This is a genomic window from uncultured Thiodictyon sp., assembly GCF_903946935.1.
Taxonomy (GTDB): domain Bacteria; phylum Pseudomonadota; class Gammaproteobacteria; order Chromatiales; family Chromatiaceae; genus Thiodictyon.
This window is the reverse complement of sequence record NZ_CAJAXH010000151.1, coordinates 1-12,894: the sequence shown is the minus strand read 5'-3', so window position 1 is coordinate 12,894 and position 12,894 is coordinate 1. Positions and strand designations below refer to the sequence as shown.

Annotated in this window: 12 protein-coding genes; 7 read left to right on the top strand and 5 right to left on the bottom strand. The window is 66.2% G+C overall.

The features are described 5' to 3' along the window. Positions 1 to 34: 34 nt before the first annotated feature. On the bottom strand, positions 35 to 466 hold the full coding sequence (locus tag QZX93_RS13345; protein ID WP_295389603.1) for a phosphate-starvation-inducible PsiE family protein: 432 nt from the start codon (positions 464 to 466) through the stop codon (positions 35 to 37). A 178-nt stretch (positions 467 to 644) separates the two neighbouring features. On the opposite strand from QZX93_RS13345, the gene QZX93_RS13340 reads away from it, so the two are divergent. Continuing rightward, the gene (locus QZX93_RS13340) at positions 645 to 1,307 is read left to right on the top strand and encodes an LON peptidase substrate-binding domain-containing protein (protein ID WP_295389602.1); all 663 of its coding nucleotides are present in this window, start codon (positions 645 to 647) and stop codon (positions 1,305 to 1,307) included. Positions 1,308 to 1,466: 159 nt separating this feature from the next. Next, a complete protein-coding gene (locus QZX93_RS13335) occupies positions 1,467 to 2,078 on the top strand; it encodes an Hpt domain-containing protein (protein WP_295389597.1) in 612 nt (203 codons plus the stop codon). 13 nt (positions 2,079 to 2,091) lie between these two features. Here the strand turns inward: QZX93_RS13335 and QZX93_RS13330 are convergent, their stop codons facing one another. Together QZX93_RS13330 and QZX93_RS13325 are read right to left on the bottom strand one after the other, a co-directional pair. Continuing rightward, the gene (locus QZX93_RS13330) at positions 2,092 to 4,800 is read right to left on the bottom strand and encodes an ATP-binding protein (RefSeq protein ID WP_295389595.1); all 2,709 of its coding nucleotides are present in this window, start codon (positions 4,798 to 4,800) and stop codon (positions 2,092 to 2,094) included. Positions 4,801 to 4,829: 29 nt separating this feature from the next. Beyond that, positions 4,830 to 5,768, bottom strand: a complete 939-nt coding sequence (locus QZX93_RS13325; protein WP_295389593.1) for a transporter substrate-binding domain-containing protein — start codon at positions 5,766 to 5,768, stop codon at positions 4,830 to 4,832. Between the two features lie 282 nt (positions 5,769 to 6,050). Between QZX93_RS13325 and QZX93_RS13320 the strand changes: the two genes are divergently transcribed. The 4 genes from QZX93_RS13320 to QZX93_RS13305 all read left to right on the top strand — a co-directional run bounded on the left by QZX93_RS13320 (position 6,051) and on the right by QZX93_RS13305 (position 9,879). Continuing rightward, the gene (locus tag QZX93_RS13320) at positions 6,051 to 6,551 is read left to right on the top strand and encodes a hypothetical protein (protein WP_295389591.1); all 501 of its coding nucleotides are present in this window, start codon (positions 6,051 to 6,053) and stop codon (positions 6,549 to 6,551) included. A gap of 12 nt (positions 6,552 to 6,563) precedes the next feature. Further along, a complete protein-coding gene (locus tag QZX93_RS13315) occupies positions 6,564 to 6,986 on the top strand; it encodes a YajD family HNH nuclease (protein WP_295389589.1) in 423 nt (140 codons plus the stop codon). Between the two features lie 315 nt (positions 6,987 to 7,301). Continuing rightward, positions 7,302 to 9,473: a bifunctional 23S rRNA (guanine(2069)-N(7))-methyltransferase RlmK/23S rRNA (guanine(2445)-N(2))-methyltransferase RlmL gene (gene rlmKL / locus QZX93_RS13310; RefSeq protein WP_295389587.1), complete on the top strand. Its 2,172-nt coding sequence runs from the start codon at positions 7,302 to 7,304 to the stop codon at positions 9,471 to 9,473. Beyond that, complete coding sequence (locus tag QZX93_RS13305) at positions 9,460 to 9,879, top strand: SufE family protein (RefSeq protein ID WP_295389585.1); 420 nt, start codon at positions 9,460 to 9,462, stop codon at positions 9,877 to 9,879. Before rlmKL ends, QZX93_RS13305 begins: the two co-directional genes overlap by 14 nt. A 51-nt stretch (positions 9,880 to 9,930) precedes the next feature. Here the strand turns inward: QZX93_RS13305 and QZX93_RS13300 are convergent, their stop codons facing one another. Next, positions 9,931 to 10,611: an OmpA family protein gene (locus tag QZX93_RS13300; protein WP_295389583.1), complete on the bottom strand. Its 681-nt coding sequence runs from the start codon at positions 10,609 to 10,611 to the stop codon at positions 9,931 to 9,933. 439 nt (positions 10,612 to 11,050) lie between these two features. Here QZX93_RS13300 and QZX93_RS13295 point away from each other — a divergent pair, with 439 nt between their 5' ends. Then, entirely contained in the window at positions 11,051 to 11,824 is a 774-nt protein-coding gene (locus QZX93_RS13295; protein WP_295389581.1) for a DUF1295 domain-containing protein, read from the top strand. 327 nt (positions 11,825 to 12,151) lie between these two features. On the opposite strand, the gene QZX93_RS13290 is transcribed toward QZX93_RS13295, so the two are convergent. After that, on the bottom strand, positions 12,152 to 12,760 hold the full coding sequence (locus tag QZX93_RS13290; RefSeq protein ID WP_295389580.1) for a formylglycine-generating enzyme family protein: 609 nt from the start codon (positions 12,758 to 12,760) through the stop codon (positions 12,152 to 12,154). Positions 12,761 to 12,894: the final 134 nt, after the last annotated feature.

Sequence of the window (12,894 nt, the reverse complement as noted above, 5' to 3'; positions counted from 1 at the left end):
TGCGGCGATGCCCCCGACCCGGGGCCGCCCCGGTTCAATGTCCCTCGCCGGGGCCTGCCCCCTTCGCGTCCTGGCGCCTGACCAGGTAGTAACCGCCGATCAGGATACCGAGCAGGGCCGCCAGCCCGAGCAGATAGAGCGGGTCGACCGAGGATGACTCCAGCACCACCACCTTGCGCGTCAGCGCGGTGATGGCGATCGCCAGCATCATCTCGACATGCACCGATTTATCCTTCATATACATGTAGATACTTGACATGAACTCGATTGCGATCAGGACGATGAGGAACATGCCGAAGACCTCGAACAGCTCGTGCAGGTCCAGCAGCAGGCCCTCCTGGTTGGTCAGGTCGTGGTAGATGATGGCGCAAAGCTCCACTACGGCGAGCGCCGCCACAACGCCGATCAGGAGCAGCAGCACGCCGGCCAGGGTGCGTTCGAAGAGATGAAAGAGGCGGTCGATCATGGCGAGAATAGGTCGGAACTGGTGGGTGGAAGATCGGGCGGCAGTGTAAGACCAAAGGGCCGGCGGACGCACGCGTCGGCGAGCGCCCTGGGGAACCTGGATGATCGCCCCCAAACTACGGATGACGACAGGGCGCGTCTGCCCTATCCTGACGGCCGACCGCATCCCGGAGCCCCCCATGAGCCGCAACCCGTTTTTCCCCCGCTTCGCCGACCTGCCGGTCGAGATCCCGATCTTTCCACTGTCCGGTGCCGTGGTGATGCCCGGCGTCCAGTTGCCGCTCAATATGTTCGAGCCGCGCTATCTGAACCTGGTGAACGATGCACTGGCGGATGCCCACCTGATCGGCATGGTACAGCCCACGAGCGAGGACCTGGAGGCCGATGAGCCGGAGATCCACCGCATCGGCTGCGCCGGGCGCATCACCTCCTACAGCGAGACCCCGGACGGACGCATCGTGCTGGTCGTCACTGGGGTGTGCCGCTTTCAGGTGCGCGCCGAGGTAGCTGGACGCGGGGGTTACCGGCGGGTGTCAGTGGACTGGGAACGCTTCGCCGCCGATTGTCACGAGGAGACCCAGACCATCGCCGACCGCGACGGTTTCCTGGTCTCGCTCAAGTCCTATTGCACCCTGCGCGGGGTCGAGGTGCCCTGGGACGAGGTCAAGAAGATGGCGGACAGCGACCTCGTCAACCTCTTGTGCGCCCACCTGCCGTTGAGCCCCGAGGACAAACAGGCCCTGATCGAGACCATCGCGCTCGGCGAGCGGGCGAGCCTGATGCGCGGCCTGATGGACATGGCCTCCGCCGCCAGTATGGACGTGGCTGAACTGCGGCATTGAGGGGCGCCCGGAGCGGGCCGCCGGCGCCGCCGCCGGCCGGCTCCCGGCACGGATCGGCTGAGAGGGGGGAGGCCCTTCTCTGGTAGGATCTTGGTCCCTTAGCACGGCCTGGCACGCTCGCCGGACGGCCGACCCGCCACCCAAGAGGTACTCGCATCGATGGAGCCCTACCCAGGCGACCAGCCCCCTTTCGTCCCCGGCATCGACAGTGCCGAACTCATGGAGCGCGTCGGCGACGACCTGGACCTGTTCTGGGACGTGCTCGGCGAGTTCAGCGACGCCTACCGCGACACCCCGGTGCAGATCGCCCAGGCGCTCGCGCAGGACCCTGACACCGCCCGGCAATTGGCCCACACCCTCAAGGGCGTCCTGGGGAACCTGGCGGCCACCGAGTTGTTCCCCGCCTGCGCCGCCCTGCATGAGGCGATCCGCGAGGGCCAACCGGAGCGCTACCCGCCACTGCTCGCCACCCTGTCCGCCGGCATCCCGGCGCTGTGCGATGCCATCGCTGCGGTGCGTAGCGGGGTGAGCGGCGATCGGCCGAACCCCGGGCCGAGTGTCGTACCGGACTGGTTGGCCGAACGCTACGCCGCGCTGGCGGTGGCGCTGGCGGGACACCGGGCGCGCGACTGCAAGGCCCTGGCGGACGAGCTGGCGGCGGCCGACGTCGGCGCCGCGCAACGGCCCTTCTGCACCGAGCTGCATGGACTGGTCAGCGCCTATCGTTTCAAGGAGGCCCAGGCCCTTCTTGAACAGCACCTCACGGCCTGACCCGCGACCCCGCTCAGTGCAGCGTGGGCGACGCGGTGCCGAAGACCCGCCCCAGGGTGTCGACGAGGATTTGCCGATCGAGTGGCTTGGTGATGAAGTCGTCCATGCCGGAGGCCAGACACAACAAGCGGTCGGACTCCAATGCATGGGCGGTCATGGCCACGATCGGCAGGTGGCCGAAGTGTGACTCGAAGTGCAACTCACCCGCCGCCTCGGCGGCGCGGATGCGCCGGGTCGCCTCCAGACCGTCCATTTCGGGCATCTGAATATCCATCAATACCAGTTGGTAACGACCGTCCTTGACCGCCCCCAGGGCCAGGCGGCCGTTGTCCACCGACTCCACCCGATAGCCGAGTTTGGCGAGCATGGCAGTGGCCACCTTCTGACTGATCTTGTTGTCCTCCACCACCAGGATTTGGGCATCCTCGGTCGCCGGCTCCGGGGCCGCCGGTCGGTCGAGCGGGGCCTCGACCAGCGGCACCGCCGTCTCCGGGACCGGTGTCGGCACCGGCAACCCCAAGGCCTCAAACAGGGCCGAGCGATGGACCGGCAGGGTGAGTACCCGTATCGGACACTCATCGGTCAGGTTAAAGTCGCGGCGCCGCCCCTGCGGCACCAGGGCCAGCACCCGCACCGGTCGCTGCCAGGGCTGATGGGGCACCAAGTCGCACAACCGGTCGCCCTCCCCGCCCGGCTCGCGCAGGACAATCGCCACCAGGGCGAAGGGCGCCCCGCGGTCCTCGGCCAGCAGCAGTTCGTCCATCGCACTGGCGGTGTCGGCGGCAGCGACGACCGTGACCCCCGCATGGGCCAAGGTCTCGGTGAGCGCGTCCCGCCCGATGGCCAGGGTGTCCATGACTAACGCCCGGGGCGGCTCCGGCCAGGTCGGCGCCGGCGGTTCCAGGGTGGCAGCCCGGATAATCGGCAACTCGAACCAAAAACAGGAGCCATCCCCCTCCCCGCTGTCCACCCCGATCTCGCCGCCCATCAGGTCCATCAGCCGGCGGCAGATGGCGAGCCCAAGCCCGGTGCCGCCATAACGGCGGGTAAACGAGGTGTCCACCTGGTAGAACGACCGAAACAGCAGCCCCAGCCGATCCGCCGGGATGCCAATGCCGGTGTCGCGCACCGCGAAGTGCAGGCGCGCACCGCTGGCCGCTCCGGGCCGCACCTCGACCCGCACCTCGACCTCGCCGCGTTCGGTGAACTTGATGGCGTTGCCGATCAGGTTGATCAGGACCTGGCGCAACCGGCCCGGGTCGGCATGCAGCCGATCCGGCACCGTCCGCTCACAGATACAGGCGAACCCCAGGCCCAGGCCATCGGCCTTGTAGGCGAACATGTCGGAGAGCTCTTCCAGCAGGTCGCGCAGACCAAAGTCGGTCTCGTCCAGGGCGAGCTTGCCGGCCTCGGCCTTGGAATAGTCCAGGATGTCGTCGATGACTCTGAGTAGGGCGTCGGCCGAGTTGAGCACCACCTTGACATATTCGCGCTGCTCCTGGTCGAGCCGGGTCTCAGCCAGCAGGTTGGCCATCCCGACCACCCCAATCATCGGATTGCGGATCTCGTGGCTCATATTGGCGAGGAACTCGCTCTTGGCCCGGTTGGCCGCCTCCGCCGCCTCTTTGGCGTCGCGCAGTTCGCTCTCCACCCGCCGCCGCTCGCCGATTTCCTGTTCAAGCTCCAAGTTTTTCTCCTGCACCATCCGCTCGCGCACGGCGCTCTCGCGCAGATGCGACTGCAAGGCGACGGCGCGCAGGTTCAGCCGCAGGATCAGAAAGACCCCGAGCAGCACCACCACCGCCAGGCTTGCCATCCCCAGAAACAGGTGCCAGGGTTCGAGCCGGCCACGCAGTTGCGCGTAGTACATCTGGTCGATCAGCATAAACTCGGTCCCCGGCACCAGGCGGACGAGCGCGATCATGTGTTCGCCGTTGCGCGCAGGGCCGTCGCGGAACTCGAAGAGCTGGCCGTCAGTCATCGCCCGAGACAGGGTCATCTGCGCCAGGGCCGGGGCCAAGTCGCAGCCCACACCGCGCAGGTGCCGGCCCTTGACGGCGGCCACGCAGGTGTCGTCGGTGTTGCGATCCACATTGAGGATCTCGTGCATCACCAGGTCCGCGTTCAGCAGGGCGATGAACTGCCCGGCATAGGCGCCCTTGAAGGTGTATGCCAGAGACGCCACCAGCGTGTGACCATCCTCCAGCACCCGGATTGAACCGTCCACGTCGGCCGGGTTCAAAAACTCCTTCCAGGGCCGACCGAGACCGGCCGTCTCACCCACGTCCGGCACATCGACCAGCACCTCTCCCGCATCGTCGAGCAGAACCAGGCGCTCGTAGATCGGCCGGGTACCGATGCGCTTGCGGTCAATGAGTTTGCCAAAGCGGGTGCCAATCGACATCAGGCTGGCCTTGAGCCCATATTGCAGGCTCATCCCCAGGGCGCGATTCTCGAAAAAGCCGGCCACCTCCCGCGACAAGGCCAGGTTGGCCAGATCGTCCCGCCGCTCGCTGAAGAAATATTGCAGCGCCGCCACCCGCCGCCCGCTCTCCAGACGCCGCTGCTGCTCCATGGTCTGGCGCAGGTTGGTGGCGGACCAGTAGTTGGCCACCAGCAGGAAACCCACATACAGCGTCAGTACAACACTGATCAGGATGGTCGGGAGACCATACCTGGGCGCAATACCGCGCAGAGTCCCCCGGGGTTTGGGTTCTTGCATACTCGCTCTTTAACTCCACGACTTGAGGTTCAGCGTGGTTTGGGCAGAAAATCCGGGAAATAGTCGACCACGAAGGGATAATACCTCAGGGCGATACGCGTGAACTCGCCGCTCGCCTTCAACTCTTTAAGAAACTGGTTGAAAGACTCGCGCAGGTCCTTATCCGCGGGGCGGAAGGCGGGGGCCATATCCTGCCGCTCGCTGACCGGACCAATGACCTTGATCTCCCCCGGCCATTTTTGCAGGGCCACCAGTGCATCCGGCACGTCGAGCAAGGTGAGCTCCGACTCCCCATTGATCACCGCCGGTGCCAATTCGTTCAAGGTACCCTGGAACATGGTGACCTTGGCCCCGGTTGCCTTGATGTCATAGAGTTCGGGATCGAGACAGGTATTCGCCTTGCCGAGCAGGGTGCGGCGGGGCATCAGCGCCTTGGTCGCGGCGATGTCCTTGTCCAGCACCGCACTGGGCCGGATGGGCGACACCGGCAGGTCCGCCCGGGAGACCAACCAGACCTGGGTCGGGAAGGTCGGGGCCGCGAAGGCGACCACCTTGGCCCGCCAGGGAATCACGGTCATCCCGTTGGCAATCACGTCGCCGCGGATCGGCGTCTCACCCAGCAGCTCATAGTCGTCGCCCTTGCTCGCCACCTTGCGGCCGATCAGGTCGCCGATGATCGCACCCCAGTCGCTCTTCACGAACTCGTAACGCACCCCAAGATGCGCCGCAAAGGCGCGCATCAGTTCGACGTCCATGCCGTCTCCCGCCCCGGTGACGAAGTTTGCATAGGGAACGCCCAGGTGGCGCAGGACCCCGCGCTCCTTGACCTCATCCAGCGCGCCCGCCGTCGCCACGCTCACCAGCGCGACGGTGAGCGCGAGGCCACCGATGAGGCTGCCAACCAGGCCCCGGCCGAAGCGGGTTCGGCAAACGGCCGTGTGTGCGCTCGCAAGCGATGGGTGATGCATGATATACCTCTGACTTGGGACCTATTGTGACCATTAGTTTACTGCGGAACGCAAGACGCCATAGCGATTAAGTCGGCCATCCCGACCGCCGGTTAAGGCACGCCGACGCCGCCCGGGCCCATGACGCCCCACACCGCAGCGCGGGCGCTGGGGGGTTGCGTCGCGCGGATCTGGCCCTGATACTAGGCGATTAGTTTGCCCATACGCGCGGTCGCGCCAGCCTGTCGGCCCGCTCCGGGGGCCGCCCCATCCATCGACCTATTTTAGGGATCTCACCCGACCATGAGACTCACGACACTCTTCATCGCCGCGACGACCCTGCTGGTCGCCGGCCTCCTGACGCTCGCCCCACCGGCCGATGCCAGGCGCATGGGCGGCGGGGGCAACATCGGTAAACAATACAGCATGCCGCGCCAGACCGCAGCACCCCAAGGCACCCCCGGTCAGGGTGCTCAGGGCGCCGCCGGCCAGCGCGCGCCGCAAGCCGGCGGTGCCAGCCGCTGGCTCGGCCCGCTCGCCGGGCTGGCCGCCGGCGGACTGCTCGCCTCAGTGTTCTTCGGCGGCGCCTTCCAAGGCCTTCAGATCGAGGTGGTGCGTCTGAACGCCGAACTGGCGTCGGTGCAGCGCGACGGCGATCTGGCGGTCGCCAGCATCCTGTTCTCCGGCCTGATCCGCGAGGATCGACAAGGCGTGGCCCAGGAGTTGCGCGAGTACTGGCACGTCCAGCACGCCTGGGCGAGCCCCTCCGGCGACTGGTATGTCGCCGGCATCCAACAGGCATGATGAGGTCAAGCCATGTCCGCCAACACCCCCCCACGCCACGGTAAGACCGGTCGACCGATCGACACCGACAAACTCGACCGCATCGTCACTGAGGCACGCGCCGCCAGCGACGAACGCGCCGCCGGTTACCGCGAACAGGCCCTCAAGCTCTACCCCTGGGTGTGCGGGCGTTGCAGTCGCGAGTTCGACCGGCTCAACCTGCGCGAACTCACCGTCCATCACAAGAACATGGACCACGACCACAACCCGCCGGACGGCAGCAACTGGGAGCTGCTGTGTCTGTATTGCCACGACAACGAGCACCAGCGCTACGAGGAGCACCGCGCGGCCGTGGCCGCCGGCCGGGGCGGCAAGACGCTGGGCGGCGGCGGCCCGCCAACCACCCACAAGGCACTGGAAGGCCTGGCCGAACTGCTGAAGGGACGCAGTACCTGAGGGTTGGAGCGGCCGGCAAATAGTCTCACGCCAAGGCGCCAAGCTCGCCAAGAAGACAATGGACGGAGTGGAAAGCCGTCGCTTGACTCTCAGCCGCAGCTAGATCGGCGATACTCCCGGTCCGACAAGCAAAATCTTTACCTTGGCGAGCTTGGCGCCTTGGCGTGAGATAGTCGGGCTAAGGCCGCTCCCCCTACAGGTGCTTGCTGTACGCCGCCCTGCTCGCCCGGCATGACCGGCGCGACGTGATAACCTTGGTCGATTCGCCTACCGCAGCAGCCTGCGGGCCAGTCAGCATCCCGAGAGTCCCGCCCCATGCAACGCTACACCTTTTTCGCTACCGCGCCCAAACACCTGGGCAGTCTGCTCGCCGAGGAGTTGGCACAACTGGGGCTCGCCGGGGCGGTGGAGGCGCGCGGCGGCGCCCGCTTTACGGGGACGCTGGAGGACGGCTACCGCGCCTGTCTATGGTCACGGGTGGCCAACCGGGTCCTGCTGCCGCTCGCCCAATTCCCGGCAGCAGACATCGAGTCACTCTACGCCGGGGCCCGCGCCATTGCCTGGGAGGACCACCTGTCGCTGGAGCGGACCTTCGCGGTGCGCTTCGACGGCAACCTCGCCGGGGTCAACAACAGCCAGTTCCCGGCACTCAAGGTCAAGGACGCCATTGCCGACCGCTTCACCCAACACTGCGGCGCGCGGCCGAACGTCGACCCGGACTACCCCGATCTACCGATCCATTGTTATGCCTTCCAGGACAGCGCCACCATCGCGCTTGATCTCTCGGGTGGCTCACTGCATCGGCGCGGCTACCGCGAGGAGGGCTCGGCCGCGCCGTTAAAGGAAAACCTGGCGGCCGGTATACTGTTGCGCGCCGGCTGGCCGGCCATCGCCGCCGCCGGGGGCGCACTACTCGACCCCATGTGCGGCTCCGGCACCTTGGTGATTGAGGGCGCGCTGATCGCCGCAGACATCGCCCCCGGACTCCTGCACCAGGACTTCGGCTTCCTGGGCTGGGCGGGGCATGAACCCGCCATCTGGGCACGTCTGATCGACGAGGCGCAGGACCGGCGCCGCGCCGGCCTGGAACGACGCAACCCGCTGCGCGGTTATGACGCCAGCCCCACCGCCATCCGTGTGGCACTCGCCTGTCTGGAGCGCGCCGGACTGGCCGGGCGCGCCCATTTCGAGCGGCGCGAACTGGCGGACTGCTGGCCCGGCAGAGAAGGCGACCTGGGCCTGGTCGTCGTCAACCCGCCCTATGGCGAGCGACTCGGCACCGACATCGACCTGCCGGGTCTGTATGCCAGACTGGGCACCCTACTCAGGGAGCGTTTCATCGGCTGGCGCGCGGCCATGTTGACCGGCAACCCCGATCTTGGTAAACAGATGGGCCTGCGGGCGCTGCGCATGCACACGCTCTATAACGGCCCCATCGAATGCAGGCTGTTGCACTTTGAGGTCGACCCGCAGCACTTTGTCTCCAGCCGACCGCGCCCCATTGCACCCGCGGAACGCAGCGACGGCGCGACCATGCTGGCCAACCGGCTCACCAAGAACCTCAAGGCCTTGCGTAAGTGGCTCAAGGCCCAGGAGATCGCCTGCTACCGGCTCTATGACGCGGACCTGCCCGAGTACGCGGTGGCACTGGATGTCTACGAGGGTGAACAACGCTCCATCGTCGTGCAGGAATATGCCGCGCCCGGGACCATCGACCCCCGGGACGCGCGCCGCCGACTGCGCGAGGCCATGAGTGTGATCCCTGAGGTGTTGGAGGTCCCAGAGACCCAGGTCTATCTCAAGGTGCGTGAGCGCCAGAAGGGCGAGCGTCAGTACGAGCGACTGGCCGAGACCGGCCGCTTCCATGAGGTTGCCGAGGGCGGTCACCGCTTCCTGGTCAACTTCGAGGACTATCTGGACACCGGGCTGTTCCTGGACCACCGTGACACCCGCCGACTGATCGGCACCCTGGCGGCCGGCAAGCGCTTCCTGAACCTGTTCGCCTACACCGGCACCGCCACCGTCTATGCCGCCCGCGGCGGGGCCGCGGCCACCACCACGGTAGACCTGTCGCGCACCTATCTGGACTGGGCGCGGCGCAACCTGGAACTCAATGGCATCCGGGGACCGGCCCATGAGCTGATCCACGCCGACTGCCTGGACTGGCTGCGCCTGGTGGAGGGCCGGCGCCGCTTCGACCTGATCTTCCTCGACCCGCCCACCTTCTCCACCTCCAAGCGCATGGAGGAGACGCTCGACATCCAGCGCGACCATGCCGCCCTGATCCGCGCCACCATGCGCCTGCTGGAGCCGGGCGGCATCCTGATCTTCTCCAACAACCTGCGGCGCTTCCGCATGGAAGCCGAGGCCCTGCCCGAGTTGGAGATCGCCGACCTCGGCCGCGAGACCCTGCCCCGGGACTTCGCCCGCAACCCGCGCATTCACAATTGCTGGCGTATCCAAGAGGCTACCGATGGTCAACGATGACATTCAGGCAATCGTCGACGATTTCGACCTATTGGATGACTGGGACCAGCGCTACCAATACCTGGTCGAAATCGGCGAGCAATTGCCGGCCATGCCGGCAGCCGAGAAAACCGATGAGAACCGGGTCAAGGAGTGCATGAGCCTGGTCCATGTGGCGGCCCACCCGGATGGGGGCTCACCGCAGCGACTGCACTTCAGCGGCGACTGTGACACCGCCATCATCAAAGGGGTGGTCGCAATCCTGGTGCGCTTGCTCTCCGGCAAGACCCCCGCGGAGATCGCGGCGACCGACGTGGATGCACTCTTCGATGGACTCCATCTACAAGAGCATCTGAGCCCCAGTCGCCATGTCGGCGTCTATGCCATCGTCGAGCAGATGCGCCGGCAGGCCCGGGGCTTACCGTAAATCTAGCAAAGAGCGGTTCTCACGCCAAGGCGCCAAGCTCGCCAAGGTGTTTCAACTCCCCTCGGTAATGGGCACGATGGTGATGTCCACCCGGCGATTCTGACGCCGACCGGCGTCGGTCTCATTGCTCGCCACCGGTTGCGATGGGCCGAAGCCGGAGGCATAAATGCGGTCGGGCAAGACGCGCTGGCCCTCCAGATAACGCTGCACTGAGGCCGCGCGCCGCTGCGAGAGTTGCTGGTTGTGCTCCGCCGAACCCGTACTGTCGGTATGACCGGCGACCACCAACTCGGTCTTACCATACTTGTTCATGATCTTCGCGATCCGGTCCATGGTGCTGTCGAAGCTCGGCTTGATCCGATCGGAATCCACCTCGAAGGTGGTCTCGCCGGTCATGCGTACCAGCAGTTTGTCATTGGGCAGCTTGTCGACCCGGATGACCCCGGAGGCGATCTCCGGGGCCAGGGACTTCACAAAGTCCTTACGCTGGCTCTCCATATAGGCCCCCGCCGCCCCCCCGATCAGCGCCCCGCCGACGACCCCGATCAGCGCCCCGCGGCCGGCTTGACCGCTCGCTGAACCGATAATCGCACCCAAGGCGGCACCGGTGGCGGTACCGATGACCGCCCCCTGCCCCGTTTCGGTCATCCCAGAGCCGTCGGTGGCACACCCGGCCACGAGCAGACTGACGGTCGCCGCGATCGCGGCACGCTTGGCAAAAGACTGATTCATCGGGACAACTCCACATCTGATGTCATTTGTTGAAAGGCAACGTACACGCGATCGCCGATCAACCGACCCGGACGCGCACCGCTGGGGCGGGATGATAACAGAGCCACAGTACACTTCCGGAATCTGGCAAGTGCCTCCTGCCCCACCCTTGCATAACATCCATAAAATACGGTTTTCTCGTTCGCCCTGAGCCTGTCGAAGGCTGAACGAGAAAACTTTAGCCGCCTGAAGTTAAGCCGCCCGTGGTTCGACAAGCTCACCACGAACGGCTTAACTTCATGGCATTGCACCCTTGTATCCCGCCGATTGGACAATAGATACACATCCTGATCGCCACTGCCCTAACGAGGAGACCCCATGCCCCGCCCACTCTGCCGCCAAGCACCGCCGGATAGTCATGGGCGCAATCGACAGTCGCCGCGCCACCTGGACACCACCCATGTTTGACCTGAGTCTATACGGCACCGGACTGGCCGCCGCCCTCGGCCTGGCCCTGATCGCTTGGCTAGTGAGCATCCCGCTCAAGAAGGCGAGCATCGCGGACTCAGTCTGGCCGATTTTCTTCATCCTGCTCGCGCTCGTCTATGGCCTGGGAGCGTCCGCACCCGGTGCGCGGGCCACGCTCGTCTTCGTGTTGGTGCTGCTATGGGGGGCGCGGCTCGGCCTCTACATCACCCGCCGCAACTGGGGTGAACCGGAAGACCGACGCTACCGTGCCATGCGCTCGGCCAATGACCCCGGGTTCTGGTGGAAGTCGGGCTATATCGTGTTTGGACTCCAGGGCGCCCTGGCCTGGCTCATCTCTCTGCCACTCCTGGCCGCGATCCTGGGCACCGCGCCACTCAATTGGCTGGACGTAGCGGCCCTGCTTCTGTGGCTCTGCGGCCTGCTGTTCGAGGCCGTCGGCGACCGGCAACTCGCCGCCTTCAAGGCACGCCCGGAGAACGCCGGCCAGGTGATGGACCGCGGCCTGTGGCGCTATACCCGTCACCCCAACTATTTCGGCGAGGCCTGTGTCTGGTGGGGCTTCTATCTCTTCGCCCTGGCCGCCGGCGGCTGGTGGTCCATCGGCTCGCCCATCCTCATCACCTGGTTGCTGCTGCGCGTCTCCGGCGTCACCCTGCTGGAGCAGGACATCGGCGAGCGTCGCCCCGGCTACCGCGAATATATCGAACGCACCAACGCATTCATTCCCGGGCCGCCGCGGGGCTGAAATGCGGTACGCGAAACGGTAGCCGCCCCATCTGAAGCTCGTCGATCACAATGGCCATCGTGTTCTCCGGTTATCGCGCTCCCCCGGTCTCCTTGGGAACGCGGTGAGGGAAGCGCTGCTTAACGGGTCTCCAGTCACCTGAAGCGGCGGTTCCGGGGCGGGGTTCCCAAACGGAGTTTGGGGACCAGGGGACCAGGGAACCAGGGAACCAGGGAAGGAGCGCCCCCGCTGCGCACCTGAACCTGGCGCCGCCCGGCCCGATCCGCTCCGCGGGCCGGGCCGCGCGAGGTTCAGGCGCTCCGCTACCGCCTGCCAGACTGGCTGGGCTCACGACGCCTGAACTCGGGCACAACGGAACCCCAGGTAGTCATTACAGGAATCGGGCGCGAACTGGTTGCGGTACGCGCAACGGCAGTGGCGCGCGTAGCCGTACCAGGAGCCCCCGCGGACCACCCGGGCCGCGCCGGACTCCAAAGGGCCAACCGGGTCGACAACAGGGGGCTCACCATAGGCACGTAGTCCGTCCGCGCACCACTCCCAAACATTGCCGAGCATGTCATACAGACCCCAAGGATTGGGCCTTTTACGCTCAACCGGGTGGCTGCCGGATCGCGGGTGAGGAGACTGCTGCGCGGGCCAGCCGGATGAATCCCGGCCGTCCGACAACTCAAAGTCTACCCCACTGTTGCCGCCATACCAGGCGATGGGGTCCAGAGCAGGGGCGTTGCGTTGCCCCAGGATTTCGATCGGGCCGCTAAAGAGTGCGGTGTCGCTACCGGCCCGACAGGCGTATTCCCACTGGGCCTCGGTCGGCAGCACCAGCTCAAGCCCGGGGATCAACCCGTTGAGACGGGCCATGAACGCCTGCGCATCCTCCCAACTCACCTGCTCCACCGGGCGGTCCGGACTTTGGAAGCGGCTGGGGTTCTCGCCCACGGCAAATCCGTTCTAGCCCGCCGTGGCTGGCCGTCCCCGCCGACGGCGGGAATTTTCGGTCATGCCCAGGTAGTCGAACACCAGGCGGACGTTGCGTGCCAGGCGCTGGATGGTGGCGGCGACGGTGTCGCGGG

Coding starts and splice junctions, on each gene's coding strand:
- QZX93_RS13345 (WP_295389603.1), bottom strand. CDS start 466: ATGATCGACCGCCTCTTTCATCTCTTCGAACGCACCCTGGCCGGCGTG.
- QZX93_RS13340 (WP_295389602.1), top strand. CDS start 645: ATGAGCCGCAACCCGTTTTTCCCCCGCTTCGCCGACCTGCCGGTCGAG.
- QZX93_RS13335 (WP_295389597.1), top strand. CDS start 1,467: ATGGAGCCCTACCCAGGCGACCAGCCCCCTTTCGTCCCCGGCATCGAC.
- QZX93_RS13330 (WP_295389595.1), bottom strand. CDS start 4,800: ATGCAAGAACCCAAACCCCGGGGGACTCTGCGCGGTATTGCGCCCAGG.
- QZX93_RS13325 (WP_295389593.1), bottom strand. CDS start 5,768: ATGCATCACCCATCGCTTGCGAGCGCACACACGGCCGTTTGCCGAACC.
- QZX93_RS13320 (WP_295389591.1), top strand. CDS start 6,051: ATGAGACTCACGACACTCTTCATCGCCGCGACGACCCTGCTGGTCGCC.
- QZX93_RS13315 (WP_295389589.1), top strand. CDS start 6,564: ATGTCCGCCAACACCCCCCCACGCCACGGTAAGACCGGTCGACCGATC.
- rlmKL (WP_295389587.1), top strand. CDS start 7,302: ATGCAACGCTACACCTTTTTCGCTACCGCGCCCAAACACCTGGGCAGT.
- QZX93_RS13305 (WP_295389585.1), top strand. CDS start 9,460: ATGGTCAACGATGACATTCAGGCAATCGTCGACGATTTCGACCTATTG.
- QZX93_RS13300 (WP_295389583.1), bottom strand. CDS start 10,611: ATGAATCAGTCTTTTGCCAAGCGTGCCGCGATCGCGGCGACCGTCAGT.
- QZX93_RS13295 (WP_295389581.1), top strand. CDS start 11,051: ATGTTTGACCTGAGTCTATACGGCACCGGACTGGCCGCCGCCCTCGGC.